General features: G+C 67.8%; 10 protein-coding genes and 1 pseudogene. 7 read left to right on the top strand and 4 right to left on the bottom strand.

Annotated elements, in window-relative coordinates; genetic code table 11:
* The 6 genes and pseudogenes from ACIQ3R_RS09890 to ACIQ3R_RS09915 all read left to right on the top strand — a co-directional run.
* Positions 1-401 (top strand): annotated as a pseudogene (locus tag ACIQ3R_RS09890) (serine hydrolase); the annotation flags it as partial.
* A gap of 124 nt (positions 402-525) precedes the next feature.
* Entirely contained in the window at positions 526-762 is a 237-nt protein-coding gene (locus ACIQ3R_RS09895; protein WP_397417904.1) for a BolA family protein, read from the top strand.
* Positions 763-850: 88 nt separating this feature from the next.
* Positions 851-1,195, top strand: a complete 345-nt coding sequence (gene grxD, locus ACIQ3R_RS09900) for a Grx4 family monothiol glutaredoxin (RefSeq protein ID WP_397417907.1) — start codon at positions 851-853, stop codon at positions 1,193-1,195.
* An 8-nt stretch (positions 1,196-1,203) separates the two neighbouring features.
* On the top strand, positions 1,204-1,644 hold the full coding sequence (locus ACIQ3R_RS09905) for an acyl-CoA thioesterase (protein ID WP_397417909.1): 441 nt from the start codon (positions 1,204-1,206) through the stop codon (positions 1,642-1,644).
* A 38-nt stretch (positions 1,645-1,682) separates the two neighbouring features.
* A complete protein-coding gene (locus tag ACIQ3R_RS09910; protein ID WP_397417911.1) occupies positions 1,683-3,290 on the top strand; it encodes an EAL domain-containing protein in 1,608 nt (535 codons plus the stop codon).
* Between the two features lie 68 nt (positions 3,291-3,358).
* On the top strand, positions 3,359-3,745 hold the full coding sequence (locus ACIQ3R_RS09915; protein ID WP_397417914.1) for a VOC family protein: 387 nt from the start codon (positions 3,359-3,361) through the stop codon (positions 3,743-3,745).
* Between the two features lie 79 nt (positions 3,746-3,824).
* Here ACIQ3R_RS09915 and ACIQ3R_RS09920 read toward each other — a convergent pair whose 3' ends face one another.
* Positions 3,825-5,534 carry a hypothetical protein gene (locus ACIQ3R_RS09920; protein ID WP_397417916.1) on the bottom strand — a complete coding sequence of 570 codons (1,710 nt, stop codon included), beginning with the start codon at positions 5,532-5,534 and terminating at the stop codon, positions 3,825-3,827.
* Positions 5,534-6,295: an alpha/beta fold hydrolase gene (locus ACIQ3R_RS09925; RefSeq protein ID WP_397417918.1), complete on the bottom strand. Its 762-nt coding sequence runs from the start codon at positions 6,293-6,295 to the stop codon at positions 5,534-5,536. The genes ACIQ3R_RS09920 and ACIQ3R_RS09925 overlap by 1 nt, the downstream gene beginning before the upstream one ends.
* A gap of 119 nt (positions 6,296-6,414) precedes the next feature.
* On the opposite strand from ACIQ3R_RS09925, the gene ACIQ3R_RS09930 reads away from it, so the two are divergent.
* Positions 6,415-7,713: a M20/M25/M40 family metallo-hydrolase gene (locus ACIQ3R_RS09930; RefSeq protein WP_397417921.1), complete on the top strand. Its 1,299-nt coding sequence runs from the start codon at positions 6,415-6,417 to the stop codon at positions 7,711-7,713.
* 3 nt (positions 7,714-7,716) lie between these two features.
* Here ACIQ3R_RS09930 and ACIQ3R_RS09935 read toward each other — a convergent pair whose 3' ends face one another.
* A complete protein-coding gene (locus ACIQ3R_RS09935; RefSeq protein WP_397417923.1) occupies positions 7,717-10,821 on the bottom strand; it encodes a CHAT domain-containing protein in 3,105 nt (1,034 codons plus the stop codon).
* On the bottom strand, positions 10,818-11,239 hold a 422-nt coding region (locus ACIQ3R_RS09940; RefSeq protein ID WP_397417925.1), incomplete at its 5' end, for a hypothetical protein. The genes ACIQ3R_RS09935 and ACIQ3R_RS09940, both read right to left, overlap by 4 nt.

Below are 11,239 nucleotides of genomic sequence, written 5' to 3' on the forward strand. Positions count from 1 at the left end.
TCACCGGCACGACCAGTGACTATCTGCGCTTCTGCGAGATGCTCCGCCGTGGCGGCGAACTGGACGGCAAGCGCATCATTGGCCCCCGCACGTTGGAAGTCATGCACATGAACCACCTGCCGGCGGGCAAAGATCTCACTCAGTTGGCCATCGGGGGCTTCTCCGAGACCGCCAACGAAGGCGTCGGTTTCGGTCTTGGCTTCGCCTCCACAATGGATCAGGTGCGCACCGGCGGCCTGGGTGTTGGCGACTACTACTGGGGCGGCGCGGCTTCGACGATCTTCCTGGTCGATCCCAAGGAAGATCTATCGATGGTGTTCATGACCCAACTGATGCCGTCGGGCACCTTCAACTTCCGCGGCCAGCTCAAGAACCTTATCTACTCGGCCATCGTCGACTAGAGCGTGTTCCGAAATGGGGGAACCGGCTTAAGGATGAATAGACGCTCTAGATGCTTGATTTTCGGACTTTTCACCCCGCTCAGATCGTCCCATCTGAGCGGGAAAGGCTCTTGAGGACTCCACAATGCCCATGACCCCGGACGCGCTGGAGGCCGCTCTGCGCGAAGGCTTTCCCGACGCCGAAATCCAGATCACCGACCTCGCCGGCGACGGCGACCACTACCGCGCGCGTATTGTCTCCGCAGCCTTCCAGGGCCTGAACCGCGTCAAGCAGCACCAGCTGGTCTACGCTGCATTGAAGGGAAGGATGGGCGGCGAGCTTCACGCCCTGGCCTTGGAAACAGCCGCGCCTTTGCAATGAGTTCCGCAAGATCCGTTGTTCCAATCCTTGACCCCTCGTGTCACCGACCCTAGCTCTCCCGCAACAACACCCGCCGAAAGGGCGCGCCATGTCCGAGACCGCCGCCGCCAATCCCGTCCACGACTGGATCGCGAAGTCGCTTGCTGAGCACGACGTGGTGCTTTTCATGAAGGGCGAGCCTGAACAGCCGCGCTGCGGCTTCTCCGCCGTCACGGTCCAGGTTCTCGACCACCTCGGCGTGGAGTTTGTGGGCGTCGACGTCCTGCAGAGCGAGCCCCTGCGCGAGGGCATCAAGACCTACTCCGACTGGCCGACCATTCCCCAGCTCTACGTAAAGGGTGAGTTCGTCGGCGGCTGCGATATCGTCAAGGAGATGTTCCAGTCGGGCGAGCTCAAGGCCCTCCTCGAAGACCAGGGGCTGCTCCAGGCCTGATCAACGCTGTGAGCCGATTGTTGGAGCCGCCGCCGGGCCAGACGGTCTATCGGCTCGATTTTGCGCCTGAGCCCGGCGACATTGACGAGAATGGCCATGTCAACAACGTGGTCTACCTCCGCTGGGCCCAGGATCTTGGTGTTGCGCATTGGCGCAGTGGCGCGCCGCCGGAGGCCTTGGCCGCCTACGCCTGGGTCGCCCTGCGTCACGAGATCGACTACCGCCGCGAACTCAAGCTTGGTGAGACCGCCTACGGCCGCACCTGGGTGGCTGAAGCCGCCCAAGGGCCCCGCTTTGATCGCTTCATTCGCATCGACGCCGCGGACGGCTCCATGTGCGCCCAGATCATCACCACATGGGTCTTCATAGACCAGGCGACCCGTCGGCCCCGCAGGGTGCCAGACTGGATTTTACCCCTGTTCGCCGGATCCGCGCACACGCGTTCTTAAGGACGCCAAGGCTAGTCAGGCCTTGAGGAACTTCACCTGTGCCCACGCCCCACCGATTTCTCGGCTTCGGATTTGCAGCCGCTGACCTGTTGGTCGAACTCGCGACCGACGGCCGTGTCGCCTTTGCGCTCGGCGCGGGCGAAGCGGTGCTCGGCGTGCCCGACACGGAACTCAAGGGCCATGACTGGCGAGACCTGATCCACATTGAGGACCATCCCATGGTCCAGGCCCTGTTCTCGGGTCTCGAGGGTGCGAGTCGGGCCGGGCCGGTGGTTGTGGGCGTAAGGGGCGAAGGGCCACCTCAGCGCTTTGCCAGCCTGACCGCAATCCGCCTCCCGCAGAACAAGGGCGCCATTTCCTGCACGCTTGCCCGCGCCACGAGCCGCGGATCCGCCGCTGTGCAGAGCCGCGAAAGCTTCGAGAAGCGCGCCACCGAGCTTCTGGCCAGCGCCACCGACGGTCTGGAACTCGCCTTCGTTGATGTTCAAGGCTTTTCCGACGCTGCGGCGGACGCGGCCGATCCTGAAGGCGCCGCTGATCTGCTGACGGGAATTCTGCGCGCCCAGGCCTATCGCGGTGAAGCGCCGACCGCTCTCGGCCAGGATCGCTTCGCCCTGGTCCGAGAGGCCGCGGAATCGGCCGACGTCCTGATCCAGCGCCTGACGCGGGTCCTGAATGGCGCCGGTATCGAGGGTGTCGACCCGATGATGCGCGGCGTCGCAATGAGCGGCGTGTCCCAACCGAAGCAGACGGCTCGCGCCCTTCGCTATGCGCTCAACCTTGTCCTGGAAAACGGCCTGTCTCGCGTCTTGCCCGCGGACCTGTCGGAAGCGCTCGAACGCTCCATGCGTCAGGCCCTGACCAAGGCTGGCGCCCTGGGTGCGGCGATCCGCCACCGGCGTTTCAAGCTCAACTACCAGCCGGTTGTCAGTCTCCGGGACGGCGTTCTGCACCATCACGAGGTGCTGGTCCGCTTCGGCTCGGACAACAGTCCCTTCCCCGCAATCCGGCTCGCCGAGGAGATGGACCTGATTGAGCCGCTCGACGGTGCGGTCCTCGAAGAGACGCTCGATGTCCTGGACCGCGATCCGTCACTTGTCCTTGCGGTCAACGTGTCCGGCCGAAGCATCATGAGCGAGGCCTATATGGCCCGCGCGGTAAGCCTGATCCGCCAACATCCGGCGGCGCGCGGTCGGCTCTTGTTCGAACTCACCGAGAGCGCGGCCGTCCAGGATCTCGGCGTCGCCGATCGCCACTTGCAGGCGCTCCGGGAGGTCGGCTGCGAAATCTGTCTCGATGACTTCGGGGCGGGCGCCGCTTCGCTCGCCTATCTCCAGCAACTCCGCCTCGATGTCTTGAAGATCGATGGGCGCTACATCCGCGACCTGCAGCATGGCGGGCGCGAGGCGACTTTCGTGCGCCACTTGGTCAACATGTGCGCGGAACTCAAGATCCGCACCCTGGCCGAGATGGTGGAAACGCCTGAAGCCGAGGACGCCGTGCGCCGCGCCGGCGTGGACTACGCTCAGGGCTGGCTCTATGGGCGGGCGGATGAAACGCCGACGTCGGCGGCCGACGTCGCCCTTGGCGGCCAGGCCCGAATGCGCGCAGGCGCCCTTGCGATCCGCTCAGCCCTGGATCGCTGATTGCGCCCTGCGCCCTTGTGAGGTCGTCCGGTCGTAGGGTCTGCCCAGAAGGATTGCTATCAAGGCGCATGCAACGCATCGCCCTCATTGCCCTCCTGGTCCGGGACTATGACGAAGCCCTGGCGTTCTACATCGAACGCCTGGGATTCACCCTTGTCGAAGATACGCCGCAGGGTGCGGGCAAGCGTTGGGTGGTGGTCCGCCCGCCGGGATCGGACGCCGCGATCCTGCTCGCTCGGGCCGTCGGCGGGCAAGCCGACCGGATCGGCGATCAGTCCGGCGGACGCGTCTTCCTGTTCCTGGAGACCGACGATTTCGCCCGCGATCACGGGCGAATGACCGCCGCCGGCGTCCGTTTTCTCGAACCGGCCCGTCATGAACCCTATGGCGTCGTCGCCGTCTTCGAAGACCTGTACGGCAACCGCTGGGACCTTATCGAGCGGACCCACCCTTAGCCTTTGGCGGCGAACAGCATCCGCCCTACCTGACGCGTTCCCAGGGCTGGCCGGTAGAAAGAGACGAACGGCTCACGATCTAGAGCCGCGATCCCCCGATCACCGTATCCGCACGCACCCAGGCCTCACGGAACGCCGCCTCGCTGGCCGCCGCCTCTGCGGTCTTGCCCTGCGCCGTCTGGGCGGCGGCCAGGCCCTTTAGCGCCCAGCCGTCGCGGCGATAGTGGTGCAGGCTGTCGAGATAGACCGCTTCCGCCTCGGAGGGCTTTCCAGCCTCCAGCAACAGCGCGCCCAGCAAATGCGAAACTGGACGGTGCCAGTAGGCGGGCTCGGTATAGGGCAGCGCGCGTTCCAGTTTCTGGGCCCGGCGGAAATGCGCCTCTGCGGTCGCGAAGTCGCCGGCTGCCCGCGCGATCTCCCCGTCGGTCGCCGCCAACGCCACCTGCATCATCGCCGCCGCCGGAACCCCAAAAGCGTCGTAACGCGCCATGTCGGCCTTCGTCAGCGTCTCGATACGCCGCCGCTCGTCCTTGGCGGCGTTGAGCTTGCCGGTGTTGGCGTAGGCGAATGCGCGGGCATAGCGCCACATCGCCATGTCTAGCGTCAGCATCCGATCCGGCAGCGGCTCGGCCAGTACCTCTCGCCACTTCCCGAACCGCAGCAGCGTCACGATGGGCGTGAAATTGTAGAGCTCCGCGATTGACATGCGCTTGGCCTGGTTAGGCGCATCCACCGCCTTCACCAGCCGCCGCGCCGCATCGAGCGAGCCCTGAAACCGCCCCTCCATCTCCTGCGAGGTCCACAGGAAGTGGATGTTGTGGCCATAGTATCCGGCTGGATAGAAGCCTTGCGCCTTGCATGTGGCGATATAGGCCTCGTCCACCAGCGCCGCGGCCTCATTGGCCGCCGCCGCGTCGGCATAGCGCCCGACGCGGTAGTAAATGTGGCTCGGCATATGCACGATGTGCCCGGCCGAGGGCATCAGCTTCAGCAACCGATCCGCCGCCGCTTCCGCCCGTTCCGGCGTGGTCGAGGCCTCCACCGCGTGGATGTAGAGATGCAGTGCGCCCGGATGGTTCGGCGCCTTGGCCAGCACCGCCTCCAGCGTGCTCACGATCAGCGCTCCTTGGCCCTTTGGGGTCTTGCCGTCGGCTTCCCAGTAGTCCCAGGGCTGGGCGGTCATCATCGCCTCGGCCCAGAAGGTCTGGGCGTCGATGTCATCCGGATAGGACCTCGCAAGCCGTCCCATCGCCGCCGCAAAGTCGGCGTTCAGCTTGGCGCGATCCGCGTCCTTGGTCGGCGCATAGCGTACGGCCAGCGCAGCGATCCAGGCCTGCTCCCGCGGCGACGCCTTGGGAGCCAGCGCCTTGGCCCGCTCCAGCGCCGTCCAGGCCGGGGCGATGGCGTCGGGCTGCATGGCCAGATTGATGTTCGAACCCAGGGCGAAGGCCACGCCCCACCAGCACATGGCGCAGTCGGGATCGAGCCTGGCCGCCTCACGGAACGAGCGGATCGCCTCGGCGTGGTTGAAGCCGAACACGAGCCTGACGCCCTGGTCGAAGTAACGCTGCGCCTCCGAATTGGCAGTGATCGGCATGTGGTGGTCGCCCAGATTGGCGAAGACCGGCGCCCCCGGCTTGTCGGCCTGCCCGCCGTAGATCGCCGGCATCGGCGGCATGCCCATGCTCATGCCGGTCATCTTCGACATGTCGTGCTGGGCGGTCGCACTCCCGGCCCAGGCCAGCGCGATCGTCATAGCCGCCGCGCGGCCCATCAGCTTCGCCTTCATCACGAGAGCCCTCCCAGAAAGTCCATCACCGCAGCGTTGAACGCCTCGGGCCTGTCGATGTTGGCCGCATGCCCCGCGCCCTCGATCACCACCTTGCGCGCGCCGGGGATCTTGGCCGCCATATAGTCGCTGGCCGCCAGATAGGGCGTATCCTCGGAGCCGACGATCACCAGGCTGGGAACGGAGATGCCGGGCAGCGAGTTGATCACACCGGCGTCTCGCTGGGTCAGCATGCCCCGCGCCGCATAGGCCAGTCCCTTGGCGCTCCGGTGCCGCGCCGTCCGCCTCTCAGCCGAACCGCGCTCCAGCAGCGCCAGTCCCTCGGTCTCGTACCGATCCCCAGTCTTGCGCGCCGTCTGGTTCCAGCCTTCCCGTGCCTCGTCATTGCGATAGCCGGGACCGGTGTCGATGATGAGCAACGCCGCCACACGTTCCGGATGCGCCCGATGGAAGGCCAGCGACATGTAACCTCCCAGTGAGAGGCCGCCCACAATGGCGCGCTTGGCGCCCACCGCGTCCAGGATCGCCGCCATGTCGGCGACGGTCGCCGCTTCCGAATAGAGCGCCGGATCGTCCGGGCTGTCGGATTGCCCATGCCCGCGCATGTCCCAGACCACCACGGTGTGGTCCCTCGAAAGGGGCTCGATCTGGCCGCGCCACATGTCGCTGGTCGCCGAGTATCCATGGCTCAGCAGGATCACCGGCCCCTGGCCATGAACTTCATAGTGAAGGTCCACGCCCTCCCGCGTCAGCGTCGTCATCCTGCCCTCCCCGAACCCGTCGTTGCGCCATGGAACGACCTCGCGGTCCGGATGTCGAGCGGCCCTGGCGCGGAACCCACGGATCGGATGAAATGAAAGCGCCGCAATCGGAGTTCCGCATGATCTTTCGCCTGTGCGCCGTCGCCCTCGCCGCCGCCGTCCTGGGCGCCGCCGCGCCAGCGCCACCTGCACCCTCTCCCGCGGCTCAGGCCGACAAGGCGATCCAGGCCGTCCGCAGCAGCCCAGGCTTCAAGGCCGCCGCCGAAGCCCTGGCCCGTGACCATGACCGTATCGTCGCCGAGACGATCACCATCACCGAGATCCCCGCACCGCCCTTCAAAGAGGCCCGCCGCGCCGCCGCTTACCTGGAGATGCTCAAGGCCCACGGCCTCGCCGACGTGGAGATGGACGCCGAGGGCAATGTGATGGGTCTCCGCCGGGGCGCCGGCAAGGCGGGCGGTCCGATGTTGGTGGTCGCCGCCCACCTCGACACCGTCTTCCCGGAAAGCGTCGATGTCCGTGTCCGCCGCGAAGGCATGCGGCTGATGGCGCCCGGCGTCGGAGACGATAGCCACGCGCTGGCCCTGATCCTCGGCTACGTGCGCGCACTCGACGCCGCCAAGGTGAAGACCAAGCGCGACATCCTCTTCGTCGGCAATGTCGGCGAAGAAGGCCCTGGAGACCTGCGTGGCATCCGTCACCTGTTTCACGAGGGCCGCTACAAGGACCGCGTCGCCGCCTTCATCTCCATCGACGGCATCGAAGCGTCACTCATCACCTACGGTGCGGTCGGCTCCAAGCGCTACCGCGTCACTTTCAAGGGTCCCGGCGGCCACTCCTACAGCGCCTTCGGCCTCGTCAATCCGATGGCGGCGCTCGGGTCCACCGTCGTCGAGATGAACAGGACCCAGGTCCCGGCCGTCCCGCGCACCACCTACATGACCAGCGTCGTCGGTGGCGGCACCTCGGTGAACTCTATCCCCGACGCCGTCTGGCTCGAGGTCGACATGCGTTCGGAGAGCCGCGAGGAACTTGAAAAACTCGAGAGCCGCTTCAAGGCCATCGTCGAGGCCGCCGTCGCGAACGAAAACACCGCTCGCTCCACCCGTCAGGGGCCGGTCACCGCCGAGGTCAAGCTGATCGGTGACCGCCCTACCGGCGCCACCCGCCGGGATTCCGAGATTGTACAGTTGGCTGCCGCTTCGGCCCGCGCCGCCGGCATGGCCCCGTTGTTGGTCTCGGGCTCTACCGACTCCAACATCCCGATCAGCCTGGGCATTCCAGCCGTCACTCTGGGCTCCGGCGGCAAGGGCGGCCGATCCCACGCGCTCGACGAATGGATCGACGTATCCAACCCGGAGAGCCTGCGCGGCAAGGGCGTCACGTTGGCCACGATCCTGGCGTTGGCCGGGATGTGAGCGCTACCGCGCCGCCGCCGACGCCACGCGCCGCGACATGGCCGGCAGCGGGCGTCCGCCGTCGCCCACAAGCGTGAAGGGCGCCCAGAAGTATGGGTGCGCCTGTTTCGGGTCTGCGATCAGCGCCGCCTGCGAAACCTTCAGCGCCTCGGCCATGGTCGGCGCGCCGGAGGCGAAGACGCCGGTCATCAGGCGGACCGACGCTTCTGAGTCCACCGACCAGTGCGACACCACCAGCGCGCGGGAGCCCGCATAGACCATCGCCCGCGCCAGACCGCCCAGCGCTTCGCCGCCGCCCCGAAGGCCGGTCCGCGTCACGTCCGCGCCGCCGCCGCCGGTGTCGCACGCGGCCAGCACCACGAGATCGGCGTCGATCTTCAGGTTGAGGATCTCGCTGGTGTCGAGCAGCGCATCGCTGTCGTCGCCTCCGAGCGAGGTCACCAACGCCGGTTCCGGCAGACAGGCGTCAGGCTGGGGCAACAGGCCGTGGGTCGCGAAATAGAGCACCTGATAGTCATTGAGGTCGGCCCGCTCGCGCACCGCGACGTCATTGAACGCCTCTCCGACCACCACCGAACCCGGCGTGCCCAGGCTGGCGCCGATTTCCCGCACCTCCGCCGCTGTTTCGGGCAGCGCCTCGATGCGCATCAGCGCGTCGCGGGTCTCGCCGCACACCCGATCCACCTGGGCGCTGCGCCGCAGCAGCGAACGGGTCACCGAGGTGAAGGCCCTGTTGGCGTCACGCGGGAGCGCGGGGTCGCCAAAACCCAGATAGGGCTGCTTGGCCGCCGAGGGCGCAAACGCGCGGGACTGCAGGAAGCTCGCCCCCGACACCACTTGCGAGGACGCCACCTTCGCGCCCAGCCAGGCGGTGCGCACATAGTCCGTCTCGCCCGTGGCGTCCCTGCGGATGGAGGCTGCATCGGTGACCAGCAACGAAACCGGCAACGAGGCCAGCGGCCCTTCAGCCTCATAGATCAGGTGGGTCGCGGCCATCACCTCGGCCTTCACCGGCCCGAACAGTTTGTCGAACAGCGCCGCGGAGGCCGTCGCATCGAAGGGGATCAGCGCCTCGGTCGGCTCCAACGGTCGGCGGAGCTGCGCCACCGTGGCCCGCAGGTCGCCACGCCCGATATCCGCCGCAAAGGGGATCAGCTTGTCCGACGACAACAGCACGCCGTAGGTCCGACCCGCCAGCGGCAGCAGCTTTACATAGACCTCGCCGGGCTTCAGCGCCTTGCGCAGATCCGCCGCCGTCGCACCCGGCGCCACAAGCTGGTTGTAGCGCGGATTGGCGGCGAGCATGCGGGCCTCAAGCGCGTCGGCTTCGGCCTGCTCCGCCTCGAGCAACAGCGCCATCTGCGCCTGAACTTCCCCCTCATAGAGGCCATCCGCCTGCAGTGCGGCGATCTGGCTCTCAGTGACGCGCAACCGCCGCTTCGCATCTTCAAAGGCGCGAGAAAGGCCCGCGATCTGGTCATCTCCGGCCGCTACCCGCGCGGCCAACCGGTTCACGGTCTCGGCCGTGGCGCTGGAGACCACCGTCTGGGTTGCGCCCAGGTAACGGTCGCCCATCTCCGCCGCCCGCCCCGGGTCCCGCGCCGCGACGCGCAGCAGAAGATCGAGATAACCTGCTGCTGCGTCAGCAGAATCCCCCAGACCGCCGCGCTCAGCGCGGAAGATCGACATCGCCCGGGCATAGGTGTCGAGCGCCGCAGCCTCCTGACCGGCCGCCGTCTGGGCCGCGCCCAGGTCCATCAGCAGCGCCGCCTCAGCCGCACTGCCGGCATGCCGTGTCCGCAGCGCCCGCACTGCAGCGCCATAGCGGCTCACCGCATCGGCGGGTCGGCCGGCCGCGATGTCGAGCTGTGCGGTGTCCGCCTCGACCCGTGAGCTCAGCCAGGCCGAAAGCCGGCCCAGCGCAGCGCTCCGCGCCAGGATTTGCCGCGCCCGTTCCAGCGAGGCCCGTGCGTCCGCCGACCTGCCTAGCGCCGCCTGCGAAGACCCGATCACGTGCCAGGCCTGGGCGTCCTGAACCGCCAGTTGCTCGGCGGCGCTGACCCGTGGCGGATCCACCTGGGTCTGCGCCGCGTTCGGCGTATTCAGTCGGCGCGCCGTTCCTGGATCAATGACCACGCCAGAGCCGCCCGGCGCCGTTGACGTCGCCGCTGCACGCGCCGCCGGCGCCTCGGCGCGCAGTGTCAGCGCTCTGCGCGCCGAGACGATGGCCGCCTCGAAATTGCGCCGGTTCCGCTCATGCAGCGCCCGATAGTTGGCCGCCTGGGCGCCCAGCACCACATCACCGGCCGGGATCATTCCTTCAGCCTCGGCGAGATAGGCCTCGGCCTCTCCGAACCGTCCGGAATTGGAGATGTTCAGCGCCAGATTGAGCAGCGCCTCGGCCTGCTGGGCCGGCGCCGCGCCTGTGGCCTCGCCCTGGGTGACAAGACCGCGGAACACCGTCTCGGCATCATCGAACCGCCACTCGTTGTTCTGCACGTAACCCCGCGCCCGCAACCGGTCCGGGTCAATGGCCGCCGCCGTCTCCGCCGCCGCGAGGCCTTCCATGTTCGGGAAGTCCGCCGCGATCTCCGCTTGTGCGGCCGAGGCGCGAACCTCGGTGCTCTTGGGCGGCGGAACCTCGCCAAGCGCCACCTTCCACCCGGTCTCAATCACGTCCGAAAGCGGCGCCAGCCCTTCGGCCACCACCAGCGCGCCCCCGCGCGTCCGCGAGAACGCCACATAGGGCGTGCTTCCTGTCTTCAGCCGGCACGACGCCAGTTCGCCCGGTATCCCGCCCGGCGCCGCCTCTGGAGCCTGGCAGTCTGCGCGGGTCGCCAGTGCGGCCTGCCAGGCGGCGCGCTGGGTCGCCGGAAGCTGATAGATTCGCCCCAGCGCCGTGGTCGAATACCCACGGCAGCGGACCCGCCAGGCCTTGGCCCCGCCCTGCCCCAACGGGTCCTGATAGTCGCGCACCGCCTCGCAGATCGCACCGCTCCCGCCGCTCTGGCCAAGCGGAAAAACCTCGGGGGTCGCCGCCGTCGCGCCCAGGGGCGTCGCCGCCAGGATCGCGGCGCTCCAGAAGCCGATACGCAGGGAGTCGCTCATCGTGGCCGTCTCCAGATCTCTTCGTTGCCGGCGCCGGTGGTCACCGTCTCGGCTTCGCGTTCGTCGTCATCCACCGGCGGCGGCGGCGACAGCACCGGCGGATCCAACGCCGCTGCCGTCGCGGCCGGCCGGAACTGTTCCAGCCGGAACTGCTGGGCCGGCGTGAACGCCGCGCAACCCAGCCCGAGCAGGCATCCGTTGATGCGGATCTCGCCGGTGCTGGTGTCGCCCTCCAGCCGCGCGATCCGGCCCGACGAAGCCGCCTGCTGGCCCGAGAGCAGCACCTCGCCGACCCTCAGCGTTCCGAACAAATCGACCACCTGCGCCCCGCCGACGCTCAGGATCGGCGCGGTCGGCGAGACACCTTCACCAGTCAGGTAGAAGCCGCGTTCCTCGCCTAGCGCTCCTGTGTTCTGCT

This window comes from Phenylobacterium sp. (assembly GCF_044371015.1).
Classification (GTDB): Bacteria; Pseudomonadota; Alphaproteobacteria; order Caulobacterales; family Caulobacteraceae; genus Phenylobacterium.

Excerpts from the sequence above, each read along its gene's own strand:
- ACIQ3R_RS09895 (WP_397417904.1), top strand. The coding sequence starts at position 526 with ATGCCCATGACCCCGGACGCGCTGGAGGCCGCTCTGCGCGAAGGCTTT.
- grxD (WP_397417907.1), top strand. The coding sequence starts at position 851 with ATGTCCGAGACCGCCGCCGCCAATCCCGTCCACGACTGGATCGCGAAG.
- ACIQ3R_RS09915 (WP_397417914.1), top strand. The coding sequence starts at position 3,359 with ATGCAACGCATCGCCCTCATTGCCCTCCTGGTCCGGGACTATGACGAA.
- ACIQ3R_RS09920 (WP_397417916.1), bottom strand. The coding sequence starts at position 5,534 with ATGAAGGCGAAGCTGATGGGCCGCGCGGCGGCTATGACGATCGCGCTG.
- ACIQ3R_RS09925 (WP_397417918.1), bottom strand. The coding sequence starts at position 6,295 with ATGACGACGCTGACGCGGGAGGGCGTGGACCTTCACTATGAAGTTCAT.
- ACIQ3R_RS09930 (WP_397417921.1), top strand. The coding sequence starts at position 6,415 with ATGATCTTTCGCCTGTGCGCCGTCGCCCTCGCCGCCGCCGTCCTGGGC.
- ACIQ3R_RS09935 (WP_397417923.1), bottom strand. The coding sequence starts at position 10,821 with ATGAGCGACTCCCTGCGTATCGGCTTCTGGAGCGCCGCGATCCTGGCG.